Here is a 15,016-nt window from a genome sequence, read left to right on the forward strand (position 1 = left end):
AATAGAATAATTCTTGTATCTAAATAAAATCAATTATTTATAGCTAAGCACTAAAATATCTAGCCTTACTATGTAATGTCACTAATGCTGTCGTACTTTGTTCTGGTTGAAGCTGATCACTTTCATCCATTTCTAAACCAATTTTGTCAGCGTTTAACCAGATAAGTTGTTGACGTGAGTCTGAAACATTTGGACAAGCTGGATACCCAAATGAATAACGAGAACCTCTATACCTCTGAGCTAATATTTTAGGCAATTCTGTAGGTTCTTGTGATTTAAAACCGCATTCTATTCTTATTTTTGCGTGTATGTATTCAGCTAAAGCCTCTGCCAATTGGACGGCTAAACCATGAAAGTAAAGATAATCAGAATAAGAATCAGCCGCAAAAAGTTCCTGGGCATATATGGTGGCTTTGGGACCCATAGTTACTGCTTGCATCGGCAAATAATCAGTTGGTTTGCCGTCTATTGAATCCCTAAAAAAATCTGCTATGCAATAATAGTTGCCGCTATTCTGCCTAGGAAGTTCAAAGCTTCCCATTAAATTATAATTTTGATAATTAAAAACCAGAATCTTATTTCCTACCCTTCCACAGGGGAAATAACCATATACAGCCTTTGGTTGAACCAAATTCTTAGCTATAACTTTATCTATCCACTTGGATAATACTGGCTCTGCATTCAAAGACAAAAATTCTAAATACTTAATCTTAGACTGATTCTTATTCCTACGCATCTGCCATTGTCCAGCAAATAAGGCATTTCTATCTAGATAAAAAAGGATATCATCTAGGTTTATATCCTTAGTCTGTAATATCTTTGGTCCTAAGAAAGGAGGTGTGATAGGTTCTTCTTCCTGGACAACAGGAGACCTCTCTGTACTAATTAATTCTAATTTCTTGTTCGAAACTACATCCTCATTTTGGTCTACATCTTTATTAATTACTACCTCATTACTTCTGTCTGAAAAGAAATATATATTTTTTTTTCCATCTTTAAAACCTTTTTCATCATCCCAACCGCCCTTTAATTTTTCTTGTGTATATTCCTCCATAAATCTTAGGTCTGTAAACGCGTCCTTACCATATAAAACTTTGCCGTTATAAACAGAATTACAATCCTTATTTACGAAACGTGGAGTTAGTGCTGCACCTCCTAGGATAACTGGAATACTAATTCGCTCTTGATTAAATTCTTCTAAGTTTTCCTTCATAAAAGCGGTAGACTTAACTAATAGCCCACTCATGGCAATACAGTCAGGTTGATGTTTCTTATGAGCAGAGATAATTGAAGATATATCTTGCTTTATTCCTAGGTTGATAACCTCATAACCATTATTAGTTAATATTATATCAACGAGATTTTTACCAATATCATGTACATCCCCTTTTACGGTAGCAATAAGAAATTTACCCTTAGCTTTTCTCTTTCCATCAACTGATTCCATAAAAGGTTCTAAGTAGGAGACAGCTGCTTTCATCGTCTCAGCAGATTGAAGTACAAAAGGCAATTGCATCTGACCTGAACCAAAGAGTTCACCAACTACCTTCATACCGTCTAAAAGATATTGATTAATAATTTCAAGGGGTTTATATTTATTTAAAGCTATTTCAAGCGTATCGTTCAAGCCAATACGTTCACCATCAATTATATGTGTTCTTAGGCGCTCTTCTATTGATAGCTTTTTAAGGTCTTTTGTAGTTCTAGCTGCTTTTGCTGAAACGCCTTCAAATAATGTTGTAAGTTCTGATAGTGGGTCATATACACAAACATCATTTTCAAACTTCCTATTATCATTTATTAGGTCTACACATATATCAATATGCTTCTTATCGATTTTTGATAAAGGAAGTATCTTTGAGGGAGAAACTATAGCTGCATCCAAACCTACTTCATAGCACATGTTTAAAAATACTGAATTTAAAGTAATTCGAGCCGCTTGTGAAAGACCAAAACTGATATTAGATATGCCTAGAATAATATGAACATTAGGAAGTTCATTAGTAATTCGTTTAATGGCTTTTATGGTTTCTAGTGCATTACATCTATCTTCTTCTATACCTGTTGAGATTGGAAGGGCTAGGGGATCATAAAATATTTCACTTGGCGAAATCCCATAGTTGATTGAATCATTGTAAGCTCTCTTGGCTATTAAGAATTTTCTTTCTGCTGTTCTAGCCATACCTTCCTCATCTATTGTACCTATAACAATTCCAGCTCCATATCTTTTGGCAAGTTCCAAAACCTTATAGAATCTAGGATCTCCATCCTCATAATTAGTTGAGTTGAGAATACATTTACCTCCTGCGACTTTTAAACCGCTTTCCATCTTTTTATACTCTGTAGAATCAAGCATTAATGGTAAATTAATAGTTGTCACTAATTTCGAAACAAGCCTGTTCATATCTGATTCTCCATCCCTTCCAACATAATCAACATTGACATCTAGAATGTGAGCATTTTCCTTGACTTGACCTCTTGCTACAGATACCAAACCATCCCAGTCTTCCTTATTAAGTAAATCTCTGACTTTTTTTGATCCACTTGCATTTAACCTTTCTCCAATTATTAGAAAGGAGTTATCTTGTTTATAGGGAGTTGAAGTATATATAGATGCAGCTGAAGGTATTAAAGGAGATTTAACTCTCTCTTTTAATACTGAATTATTTTTATAATTACAGATATCATTAGAAAGATTTACCAACTCTTTAATATGTTGAGGAGTAGTACCACAACAACCACCTATTATTCTTACTCCAAGATCCTCAACAAAATGCAAAAGTTGCATTTTAAGTTCTATTGGTTTGAGTCTATAATGTGCAACACCTCCTATGTTTTCTGGTAGGCCAGCATTAGGTATGCAACTAACCTCACAAGTTGCGTAAGTTGAAAGGTATTTAATGTGTTCTTTCATCTGTTCTGGGCCTGTAGCACAATTTAATCCCAAAACATCAATATTAAAAGGCTCTAGAATAGACAATACAGCTGATATATCAGAACCTAGTAGCATTGTCCCAGTTGTTTCCATAGTAACTGAAACCATTATTGGAATTCTTCTTTGAATACTTTTGAATACGTTCTCTATAGCATTAATAGCCGATTTTATTTGAAGTATATCCTGACATGTTTCTACAAGAAGTAGATCAACATTACCATCTAAAAGCCCTTGAACTTGTTCTTGGTACGAGTTAGATAATTGGTCATAGGTTATATGTCCTAATGATGGAAGTTTTGTTGTCGGGCCAATTGAACCAGCTACATATCTTCTTTTATTAATACTATATTTTTCTGCTACAGATTTGGCAATAGTAGCTGCTACTTTATTGATTTCGTAAGCTTTTTTCTCCAATCCATATTCTGCTAAAACTATTGAACTAGCACCAAATGTATTAGTTTCAATCACATCAGCACCAGCATCAAGGAAGGCCTTATGAACTGTAATAACAGAGTTTGGCGATGTAAGAACTAGATTTTCATTACAACCTTCATAGGAATTACCACCAAAATCACCGGCATTTAAATCAAGGTTTTGAAGAGAAGTTCCTGTTGCTCCATCAAAAACCATAACAGGTTTATTTCTATCTTTTAACCTACTTAAAAAATCTACATCATTATGATGTTGATCTTTACTTTCTTTTTTTTCGTTTGTCATAACTTAGTATGCAATGATTGTAATTTAATTAAATTAATTAATTTTAATTCGTGTGATCCATTGATTGTATTTAGGATTTCGACCTTCTGTAATATCAACGAGACATTCTTTTAAATAATTCATAATAGGTCTATTAGAACCTAAAATAGTTGACTCTATTTTTCTAATTGGTGTAATCTTTGCTGCTGTTCCTGTTAGAAAAACTTCATCAGCAATAAATAATTCTGTCTTATCAACTGCTCTTTCTATTACATTAATACCTTTGTCCTTGGCTATTTCTATAACACTAGCCCTTGTGATACCTTCTAGAATATCCTGATCAACTCCCGGTGTAATTAAGTTTCCTTCTCTAACTATAAATATATTCATGCCACTAGCTTCACTTACTTTGCCTTTTGTATTTAATAATAATGCCTCATCAAATCCACTTAATACAGCCTCGGTCTTGGCTAAGGAGCTTGTTATATATGCTCCACTTATTTTTCCTCGTAGAGGTAAAGAACAATCTTCTTGTCGAGTCCAACTGCTAAACCTGCAACTTACTCCTTCTGGTGACAAATAATCACCTAATTCGATACCGTAAATCAGAAAATCGGTTTCAATGTTATGTAATCTTGGTGCTATGCCTAAGTCACTTGTATACACAAATGGTCTCAGATAAATTGGTTTTGTAGGTTTATTGGCCTTTAACATCACTTTCAAAGCATTCAAAAAAGTATCTTCTGTTAATTCAGTCAAGAGTAATTTAGCGCTCTGACTTAAACGTTTAGCATGTCGATCAACCCTAAAGAGGAGAAAATCTCTATTCTCTTTTGGGTCAGGAATGGCTCTCATACCACCAAAAGCCCCAGTGCCATAATGCAAAGCATGCGTAGCAATAGAAACATTTGCCTCCGCAAATGGCACGCATTCACCCCTAAACCATGCGTAGGGTAAGAACTGATGCATTTCAGAAATGGTAGAACTCATTAATCCTCTCACTATTTACTCCTTTCTTTAATGCTAATGCTGGAGAATGTATGAATGCATCGATTAGCCACACTTCCTGGTGACAGCTCCGAACAAGGGATTACGCTTGTAGAGCAGTCTTCGGCTCCTGTTCTTTTTCTCACAAGTGCTTCAACAGATATAGCAACTCTTGCCGCAACCTTATTGATATCTAGACAAAAGAAGTGGAATGGACGTATTAGAGCATTGCCTTTATCAGCTTTAAACCACTCAGCCCAAATAGATCATTACATAAATACATCAGCCAAAAAGGCAAATTTAATTCTGGTACGTATACTTGGTGGAAGAGGGCATTGGTCATATGGCCTAGAAAAACTTCAATCTTGGGTAAATAAAGATTTAAAAAGAAATTTAATAATTGTATCTGGAACAAAGGAACAGGAGATCGAATTGCATTCGATAGGCAATATCGAACTAAAAACAACAGAAAGAATATCAGAACTTCTAAAAATAGGAGGTACCAAAAATATGTCTACTGTATTAATGCTCCTAAATGAAATATTAGCTAATCGTAGCTATGAATTAGATAAATTTCAGGTAAATAATATAGATGACCCTCAAAAATGGGACTGGAGGAAAGAATCAGGTCCAAAAGTTTGTATTTTACTTTATAGAGCATTGCTGCAGTCTGGTGATGTAAAGTTAGCAAAAGATATTAATTGTTCTTTAAGAAAATATGGTTTCACTCCTAGACTATTATGGGTGTCAAGTCTCAGGGAAGAGAATGTCAAGTCTACTGTTTGTGAAATCCTTTCTAATGAAAAAGTAAAGGCAATTCTGACTACAACATCTTTTTCATCGGTAGAATTTAATGATGCTTCATCAGGCGCACCTTTATGGGATAAATTAAACATTCCCATTTTTCAAATGTTAACAAGTTCTATTAATAAGGGAGCCTGGGAAAAAAGTAAAAGAGGTTTATCTCCACTAGATTTGTCTATGCAAATTGTTCTCCCAGAGTTAGATGGACGTATTACAACTAGGCCATGTGCTTTCAAAACAACAAAACAAGCACACAAACATCTTAGAACAGCAATACAATCCTTAGAGTCATTCCCTGAAAATTTAGATTGGGTAAGTAAGCACCTGAGATATTGGATTAAACTACAAGATTTGAAGCCATCTGAAAAACAAATCACTCTTATTATAGCAAATTACCCAGTCAAAAATGGAAGATTGGCTAATGGTGTCGGTCTTGATACGCCAGCTAGCACTTTAGAAATACTGCATTGGCTAAAAGAAACAGGCCATTACTTAGGAAATAAAAAACTTCCAGTAAATAGTAATGAATTAATAAAATTGTTATTAAATAGCAGAACTAATGATCCAGAAAGTTCTCACAAGAAACCTTTGGATTATTTAAAAATAGAAGTTTACCTAGATTGGTGGGATAAGCTTCCTCTAGACTCAAAGATACCTATCTTAGAAAGATGGGGAGATCCCAAAAGAGCTATAGATATAGAGAGTAAAGGTTACCCAGTTCATGGTATTAAATATGGCAATATTTCTCTACTTATACAACCAAGCAGAGGGTACGATTCAGAAAGTCTAGATGATTTACACTCTCCAGATTTGCCTCCTCCTCATAGATACTTAGCTCAGTACTTGTGGATAAAAAAAGTACAAAAATCAAACGTTGTAGTTCATATAGGTAAACATGGAAGCTTAGAATGGCTACCTGGTAAAGGAATAGGTATAAGTAGCAGCTGTTATCCTCATATAGCAATTGGCAATTTACCAAATATTTATCCCTTTATCGTCAATGATCCAGGAGAAGGGTCTCAAGCAAAACGTAGGTCACAAGCAGTAATTATAGATCATTTAACTCCACCACTAGGTTTAGCAGGTTTACATGGAGACTTGCTTAAGTTGGAAGGATATATGGACGAATACTATGAATCAAGACTTCTGTCTGAGAAAAGAAATTCAATATTAGAAAAAAAAATAATAGACTTATTGTATAAGAATAATTGGCCACTAAAGAAAAATATCAATAACTTCAAAGAGTTAGAATTAGGTTCCATAAGTGAAATATTTACAGACGTAGAGTCATATCTTTGTGAATTAAAAGAAGCACAAATTCGCACTGGACTTCATATTCTTGGGAAACATCAGAGTAAAAAAGAATTTATAGAGTTACTGTTTTTAATAAGCAAAGCTCCAACCCTAAAAAGAAAAGGGATTACACAATTATTATCTAAAGAGTTGGGTTTAGATATTGATCCATGGACAGAAGAACCTAGCAAGGAGTTAACTAGTAATGACAAAAAAAGAATGAGGGAAGTATCAGATCTTAATTTTTATAATAATGGAGATTTAATAGAATGGTTAGATAGTCAGGCCCTTTTAATTATAGAAGAAATCCTAAGTTCATTTAAAAATGGAATATTCAGAGAAAACAGAGATTTAGAAATAGCACCTAAACTAAAGCGTATACTAAAAGATGGCTTTAATCCACTAAAAGAGTATATTTCAAAGGATTTAATGCCTCGTCTCTATAGAAGCCCCGATGATGAGAAGAAGAGTTTTATTAATGCTATTTCTGGAAGAAGGGTAAATAGTGGACCTTCAGGTTCACCAACAAGAGGGAGAGAAGAGGTTTTGCCGACTGGTAAGAACTTTTATAGTGTCGACTTAAGGGGGTTACCGACAGAAGCTGCTTGGGAGCTTGGAAAGAGAAGTGCAAATAATTTACTTGAACTACATCTAATGGAAAAAGGGGAGGACCTAAAAAAATTAGCTATTTCTGTTTGGGGTACAGCAACTATGAGAAATGGTGGTGAAGAGATATCCCAATTATTATCTCTGATCGGAATTCAGCCTGTATGGGATGGCGCAACAAGACGAGTAGTGGACTTAGAAGTAATCCCTCTTAGTATTCTTGGCAGACCGCGTGTTGACGTATTTCTAAGAATATCTGGCCTATTTCGCGATGCTTTTCCACAACTTATTGATTATGTAAATAAAGCACAAAGAATGATCGCTGCCCTTGATGAACCTACAAATATGAATCCTCTCTCAGCTTCAATAAAACAAGGTAAAAGTGGAGGAAGAGTATATGGCTCTGCACCAGGTTCTTATGGAGCAGGCCTACAAGCCTTAATAGACTCTGGAGCATGGGAAAATACTTATGACCTAGCTAATGCGTATCTAGAATGGAGTCAATGGAGATATGAAAATTCTGACAATGCCATTAAAGATATTAAAGGACTCAAAAGTTGCTTAAGTGACGTCGAAGTAGTCTTACATAATCAAGATAACCGTGAGCACGATATTCTTGATTCTGATGATTACTATCAATTCCATGGTGGTTTAACTGCAGCCGTAGAAAAAACATCTAAAAGAAAGCCAGATGTTCTTTTTGGGGATAATTCAAGACCTCAAAGGCCCAGAGTCCACAAATTATCTAAAGAAATTGATAAAGTTATGAGAAGCCGAATGCTGAATCCACGTTGGATAAAAGGAATGCAAAAACATGGTTATAAAGGTGCATTTGAAATGGGAGCAAGCTTAGATTATTTATTCGCTTATGATGCATCTACTGGGCAGGTGCCTAATTGGTGTTATACAGAAATTTGTGAGAAGTGGTTAAAAGAAAAAAATATCAAAGACTTTCTAAATGCAAATAATCCTTGGGTTTTGAGAGATATAGCTGAAAGATTATTAGAAGCTTCTAATAGAAATATGTGGGGCAATGCTTCTATTGAACAAAAGGAATTTTTAAAAAATATAGTATATAAAACAGAAAAATATATTGAAGATGGAAAGTATAATTAATCTTTTTCACTCTATATAATACTATCGACAAGATAGATCATACCCATGTGAATCAGTACCACAAGTAGTTAATAGGTTTAAGGACTTCAGTTGATTATTAATAGATTCACATACAAGAGGAGTTGGTTTCCAAGGAGTTGAATGCTCGTAATCATACCAAGCTTCTCCACCATCAAATCCCAATCTAGCCGCCTCAGCTATTAGCTCAAAGTATGGCAACCTATATCGAGCTGGATGGGCAAGAACAATTAATCCGCCTGCTTCTCTAATTGCTTTAACTACATTTGGAGCTTCTAAATATTTTCCATTGGGAGATTCACCTCTTGTATATGGAAAAAGTGCTTTATTAGAAAGATCAAAACCTAATCCTATAACATGTACAAGGCAATTCTTTAAAAGACAACTAATTTCTATACCACTCCATATTTTGGGGACCTTTCTGTAGCAAGATTGATTTAAATCTAACCATCTATATATAGCGTTATATGCTTTAACTGTATGATGATCAGTGATTGATAAATGATTTAAATTTCGCTGACAAGCTTGATATATAAGTGATTCAGGGGATAGGCTACCGTCACTAAATAATGTATGACAGTGGAGATTTATTTTTTCAGGACAACTATTTGGTCCAATACTTGAAAGTATTTTTCTTAAATCTTGTAGATTACTCAATGTTATAAAGTTGTAGTTAATTCCTCGTTACGCAATCTTCTCCACCTAGCATAAAATTGAATGGTTGCTGCCATTAGAACAATCAAACCAAAAATAAGCCATGTGGCTGCACTTGTAGGGAATTGATTTTTAAATACAACAAGCATCACAACTAATACTAAAAACAGTGTAGGCAATTCATTTAATGCTCTTAATTGCCTACCAGACCATTTACATTCATTAAGCTCAAGCTGCCTCATAAGTCTATAACAGTAGAGATGATAAATTAATAGGGCTAAGACAACAGAAAGTTTTGCCTGCATCCAACCTTGTGATAACCAATCTGGTTGCATAACAAGTAATCCAATAGCCATACTTATAGCTATTACCATTCCTGGTGTAGTAATAATATTAGCCAAACGCTTTTCCATAAGAACATATTGCTTCTTAAAGGGTTCTATGAGTTCTGGCTGAAGTTCTTCTGCTTCTACGTGATATATAAAAAGTCTTACTAAATAAAAAAGTCCAGCGAACCATACCACTACACCAATTATATGAAGAGTCTTAAACCAAAGATAGGCCTCAGGAGACAAGTTAATCATTTAAGAAGGGAAATAATAATGTTGGATTGGAAGGTCAGTTACAACATTTAGAATGTTCCTTTTAATTGGTGCTTCCATCTAAATAGTAGGCAAAAGAAGCAGAATTGAATTAATCCATATGAGTTTCTTAGGAATTTGACTCATGCTCTGGATGAAAATAATTCCATACCTCTAAAGCAAGCTGGTTTCCTACCCCAGGTGCTTTGCTTAATTGTTCAAGTGAAGCCATTTGTATAGCATCGATAGATTGAAAATGAGTTAAAAGGACTCCAATCCTTTTAGGTCCTATTCCTGGAATTTGACTAAGAGTAGAGCGTTTCATTCTAGAACCTCTTTGCTGTCTATGGAAATTTATGGCAAAGCGATGGGCTTCATCTCTAAGACGTCTTAAAAGGAGTAGACCTAATTGATCAGGCTCTGCTTTAAGAGGATCGCTTCTATTTGGTACATATACTTCTTCATTTTTTTTAGCTAATGAGCATATAGTAATTTCGTTTTCCAAATCTAAACGTCTTAACCTATTAATAACGGCATTTAATTGTCCCTTACCACCATCAATCATGATTAGGTCGGGCCAATCATTAAAGACTGAGTTTTCTAAACTGCTAGAATGAGTTTTTTGTTTTAATTCTATACTACCTAATTCTTTTTTTAATCTGGACCATTTCTTAAACCTTCTCTCTATAACTTCTGCTAAAGATAAGTAATCATCGCTATGTCCAGTCTTGATAATATGACTTTTTATTTTATATTTTCTATAATGTTGTCTAGCAGGTAGCCCATCAATAAATACAACCTGAGAGGCTACAGCATCACTTCCTTGTATATGACTGATATCATAACCCTCAATTCTCCTAGGCAAAAAATCTATTTCAAGCAAAGAGGCAAGGTCAGAAGTTGCAAGTTCCTGTTTTTGATGACCTTTTTGTATCCTAATCAACTCATGAGATGCATTTCTCTTTACTAGGTCAATAAATTCTGAATTTTTACTCCTCTTAGGGCAAAATAACTTCACATTTCTTCCTTTAGTCTCACTTAACCAATCAGTTATAAGTTTTTGTTGAATTAAAGGGTATTGCAAATGAATTTGATTTGGAATTTCTACAGAGTCAACTAAACAGTAATGTTCTTCTATGATTCTTTGCAGAATTATTTCATTATCAAGGTCAATCTCATTAGAGATGTAACCAAGTCTACCGACTAATTTACCGCTACGTACCTGAAAAATCTGTATGGAGGCTATTCGATCATCTTTTGCTAATGCTATTACATCTCTAGAAATAGATGAATCTGGAAGAATCATTTTCTGATCTTCACCTATTTTTTCAATACCATTTATTTGATCTCTAACCTGTGCTGCTTTTTCATATTCCATTCTATTTGAATATTTGTACATATTGATTGTTAGTTTTTTAATTAATTCATCTGATCTGCCTTGAAAAACCATGGCAACTTTTTTCAAAGTTTGATGGTATTTTTCAGAACTTATTTTCTGCTGACAAACACCTGGACATCTTCCTATTGAATAATTTAGGCATGTTCTATCTTTATACAAAGGTTGAGGCCTCTGACGTAATGGGAAAACCCTTTTTACCAAAAATAATGTTCTGCGTAGGAGGCCAACATCAACATATGGACCATAATAACGATCTAATTGATTCCTTTTTCTTCTTCTTCTAGTAATATAAATACGTGGATACTCCTCACTCCATGTAATGCATAAATAGGGATACTTCTTATCGTCTTTTAATAGAATATTAAAATAAGGTTGCTTATTTTTGATTAGATTAGATTCAAGAGTTAAAGCCTCAGCCTCATTATCTGTAACAATAAATTCTATTTCTGCAATTTGTCTAATCATTAACTTTATTCTTGGACTATGTTCATTATTTCTATGAAAATAACTTCTTACTCTATTCTTAAGATTTTTTGATTTTCCTACATATAGCAACCTTTCTTCACTATCAAGCATTAAATAACAACCTGGTTCATTTGGTATAAGACCTAATCTTTCGTTAAGTCTCTGCTGATTATTTAGCAGAATCTGTACTTTATTGATTTGGGACAAAGGATATTTATCCGCCGTAATTCCAACCTGTAGAAGAAAGGTTTAAGGCTTCACTATCTTCATTTAGGTGAGCCGCTTTAACTTGCCCTACGAAAACTGTGTGATCTCCGTGAACAACTTCGCCAATTAACTCACATTCAACTCCTCCAATACAATCTTCGAGTATTGGGAGGCCCAATTCACCAAATTTAAATGGGGCAGTTTCAAATCTACCACCAAGAGCCTTTTGGGGTTTAAAAAATACTGCAGCCAAATCTTTCTGGTCTGCCCTAAGTACATTGAGAGAGAAGCGTCTGGTTCGTTTAATAATGCCATGACTACTTCCATCTGCCTTTACAGCCATAACTACTAATGGTGGTTCAAAAGAACCTTGAGTGACCCAGCTAGCTGTAAAACCGTTTACATCATTACCTTCTCTAACTCCACAAATAAAAAGTCCATGAGGGATTTTGCGAAGTAAGGTTTTTTTGGCTTCTAGGTCGAGAGTCATAACTTAGGTTTGAATGCTTTAACTCTAGGCAACTTCGACCTAGATTCCTTGTGGGAATAATTTAATAAAAATGAAAGCCTTATACCCTGGAAGCTTTGACCCACTTACCTTTGGTCATCTTGACCTTATAAATCGAGGTTGTGATTTGTTTGGCGAGGTTCTGGTAGCAGTACTCGAGAATCCAGATAAAACACCAACTTTTGATCTAGGTACACGACTAGAGCAGATTAGATCAGCTACAAGTCACTTGAATGGGGTTCAGGTCATTAGCTTTAAAGGACTAACCGTTAGATGCGCAAAAGAGAACAAAGCTGATCTGATATTAAGAGGTCTTAGAGCTATGAGTGATTTCGAATATGAACTACAAATAGCTCATACAAACCGTTCACTTGAGGCTTACTATGAAACTGTTTTCCTCGTTACCGAAGCCCATCACAGCTTTTTAAGCAGTTCTGTTGTTAAAGAAGTAGCTCGATTTGGAGGAAAAGTCTCCCACATGGTTCCTGAAAAGGTGGCAAAAGACCTTATAAGGCTTTTTAATTATGAATAATGACTGCATAAAACATGGAAGAAGTGCATCTATCGACATTGGATCAACTAGACCAACTGGAAGAGATACTTCTAGATGGAAACAGGATTCCTTTTAGCGGAAATCGATTGATCAACGAGCAGGATGTGATTGATCTACTTGATGAAATTAGAGAATCAATTCCAAGAGAAATTGTCAATGCATCAGAAATACTAAAAAATGGAGACAAATACTTGCAAAAATCCAAAGTCATGGCAGAAGACATATTAACCAAAGCCAAACAAGAGCGAAATAGATTAGTTAATTCAGACGGAGTTAGACAAGAAGCCGAAAGACAAATATTAGAGCTGCAAAATTACTCACGAAAGAAATGTGAAGAGATTATTAATAATGCTCATAAAAGAGCTGCTAAAATAGAAAATGAAATGCAATTAAAGATATCTCAACAAGAAAGAATGTACGCAATTAATCGGCAGAAACTTGAAAAAGAAGCAGCCGAAAGGAAAACAATGATTGAAAATCGAGACAAGGAATTAACTGCTGACCTAAAAAAAAGATATGAGAACAATAACAATAAAGCACTTGAACAATTAGAGAAATGTAGACAAGAAAGCTTAAAACTTAAAATAGAAACTCAAAAAGAAGCAGAACGAATAAATAATGAAGCCATACTGCTTAAACAACAAACACAACAACAATGTGATTCTTTAATTCTCCAAAGTCGTAATGAAGCTGCCTTTCTTCAAGAAGGTGCAAATAAATATGCTGAGCAAACTCTTATAGAATTAGAAAGTAGACTTCGAGAACTTAATCAAGTAGTTCTGGCAGGCAGATCAGAATTAGGAAAAATAAAATCTATCGCATCGATGAGACAAGAAAAATCAATAGGTAATACTGGTGCTATTCCCCTAAGAAAAATAAGAAGTCATTCCTCAAAGATAAAAAGCACACTTACTGGCACTTGCTAAAGCGAGAAATCAATCCCAGAATATTACTAATAGTTGGATCCTGATTAAATCCATTGTTATTAATAATGCTTAAATATCGAGTATTATCCTTTGTGATTAAGATACCCGAGATAGCTCTAACTCCTGATAATGTTCCGGTTTTTCCATAGAAACTCCCGTAAGAACTTGAACTATAATTTAAATTACTTAAGGTTCCTCTGATTCCAGATATAGCAAGAGATGATTTGTAAAATGATGAGAGTTTATGATGATCCATAAACCAAAGTAATGCAGCTATTCCTATGCTAGTAACTCTATTTGTTCGTGAAAGCCCACTTCCATCAACTAAAATGAAATTATCAATGGGTATTCCAGAAGATAATAGCCATTGATGTGCCTTTCTTGAAGCTTCTAATGAATTCCAACTACCAGCTGCGTGCCTGTTAAGAATTTCAGCTGTGAAATTATGACTTTCAGAGTTCGCTAAGCTTAATAAACTAATCATAGGTGCAGATTTAATCTCCCTTATTACTTTCCTTCCACTTAGAATTAATGGTTCCTTTTTATGTTCTTTATTTATAATAAGAGGAGTTAGACCATAATTTAACAACTCATCCTTTAAAGAACTATGAAATCTATCTATAGGGTTTAGTACTGACCTATTAAGTGAATTACTTGTTATTGCTAGTCTAGTTATCGGAGACCCATAACTTTGAAGCCTATCAAATTCATACCAGCTGTCGGGCCACCAATTCGTAGAACTCTCCTCATAGATTATTATCTTGGGTGGTTTATTCTTTTTTATAAGATCAAATAAATAAGGTGCAGCGTCCTTGGAAAAGAGTTTAATGTCTTCATTATTAAGATCTGGATCTCCTTGCCCCCAGAATTCAATACCTCCATCGGATCTCCTGATGAGTTTAGTTCTCAATCGAAAATCTGGGCCTAATCTATCTAGCGCAAAGGCTGTTGTAATTAGTTTGATATTAGAAGCTGGAATGAAAGGTAAATAAGAATTATTAGAAGCTATAATATTTCTATCTTCATCTAGAACAGTTATACTCCAATTTACTGCGTCATCTCCCAATAAAGAAAGTATTTTTTTTTGTAGAACTGGACAGTCCTTTTTTTTTAACAGTAAGGGTTTTAGTTCAGATAGCTTCAGTTGAGATATAAAACTTGTTTCTTTATAAAATTGTCCTACTATTAATGACAAGGTAAAACATGATATAAAGGCAATCAGTCGTTTTCTTTTTATATTATGAACTATTTGCTTTAATTTTTGCATC

At 34.5% G+C, this 15,016-nt stretch carries 10 protein-coding genes; 3 read left to right on the forward strand and 7 right to left on the reverse strand.

The annotated features are described in order from the left end of the window. Nucleotides 1-43 precede the first annotated feature (43 nt). The gene (gene metH, locus SOI82_RS01945; protein ID WP_320667710.1) at nt 44-3,652 is read right to left on the reverse strand and encodes a methionine synthase; all 3,609 of its coding nucleotides are present in this window, start codon (nt 3,650-3,652) and stop codon (nt 44-46) included. A gap of 33 nt (nt 3,653-3,685) precedes the next feature. Further along, complete coding sequence (locus SOI82_RS01950; RefSeq protein WP_320668451.1) at nt 3,686-4,600, reverse strand: branched-chain amino acid transaminase; 915 nt, start codon at nt 4,598-4,600, stop codon at nt 3,686-3,688. A gap of 75 nt (nt 4,601-4,675) precedes the next feature. Here SOI82_RS01950 and cobN point away from each other — a divergent pair, with 75 nt between their 5' ends. Beyond that, a complete protein-coding gene (gene cobN / locus SOI82_RS01955) occupies nt 4,676-8,437 on the forward strand; it encodes a cobaltochelatase subunit CobN (protein ID WP_320667711.1) in 3,762 nt (1,253 codons plus the stop codon). A gap of 21 nt (nt 8,438-8,458) precedes the next feature. On the opposite strand, the gene SOI82_RS01960 is transcribed toward cobN, so the two are convergent. The 4 genes from SOI82_RS01960 to SOI82_RS01975 all read right to left on the reverse strand — a co-directional run bounded on the left by SOI82_RS01960 (nt 8,459) and on the right by SOI82_RS01975 (nt 12,251). After that, nucleotides 8,459-9,112 (reverse strand): PHP domain-containing protein, encoded by a 654-nt coding sequence (locus tag SOI82_RS01960; RefSeq protein WP_320667712.1) that lies wholly within the window; start codon nt 9,110-9,112, stop codon nt 8,459-8,461. 2 nt (nt 9,113-9,114) lie between these two features. After that, a complete protein-coding gene (hemJ, locus tag SOI82_RS01965; protein ID WP_320668452.1) occupies nt 9,115-9,690 on the reverse strand; it encodes a protoporphyrinogen oxidase HemJ in 576 nt (191 codons plus the stop codon). Nucleotides 9,691-9,820: 130 nt separating this feature from the next. Further along, nucleotides 9,821-11,761: an excinuclease ABC subunit UvrC gene (uvrC, locus tag SOI82_RS01970; RefSeq protein WP_414153520.1), complete on the reverse strand. Its 1,941-nt coding sequence runs from the start codon at nt 11,759-11,761 to the stop codon at nt 9,821-9,823. 7 nt (nt 11,762-11,768) lie between these two features. Then, nucleotides 11,769-12,251: a flavin reductase family protein gene (locus tag SOI82_RS01975; protein ID WP_320667713.1), complete on the reverse strand. Its 483-nt coding sequence runs from the start codon at nt 12,249-12,251 to the stop codon at nt 11,769-11,771. Between the two features lie 70 nt (nt 12,252-12,321). On the opposite strand from SOI82_RS01975, the gene coaD reads away from it, so the two are divergent. Next, a complete protein-coding gene (coaD, locus tag SOI82_RS01980; protein WP_320667714.1) occupies nt 12,322-12,801 on the forward strand; it encodes a pantetheine-phosphate adenylyltransferase in 480 nt (159 codons plus the stop codon). A gap of 14 nt (nt 12,802-12,815) precedes the next feature. Then, on the forward strand, nt 12,816-13,748 hold the full coding sequence (locus SOI82_RS01985) for a hypothetical protein (RefSeq protein WP_320667715.1): 933 nt from the start codon (nt 12,816-12,818) through the stop codon (nt 13,746-13,748). Here the strand turns inward: SOI82_RS01985 and SOI82_RS01990 are convergent. Then, nucleotides 13,732-15,015 carry a D-alanyl-D-alanine carboxypeptidase gene (locus tag SOI82_RS01990; protein WP_320667716.1) on the reverse strand — a complete coding sequence of 428 codons (1,284 nt, stop codon included), beginning with the start codon at nt 15,013-15,015 and terminating at the stop codon, nt 13,732-13,734. The two genes, SOI82_RS01985 and SOI82_RS01990, sit on opposite strands and share 17 nt — an antisense overlap. Between the last annotated feature and the right edge of the window lies 1 nt (nt 15,016).

The organism is Prochlorococcus sp. MIT 1307 (assembly GCF_034092395.1).
Classification (GTDB): Bacteria; Cyanobacteriota; Cyanobacteriia; order PCC-6307; family Cyanobiaceae; genus AG-363-K07.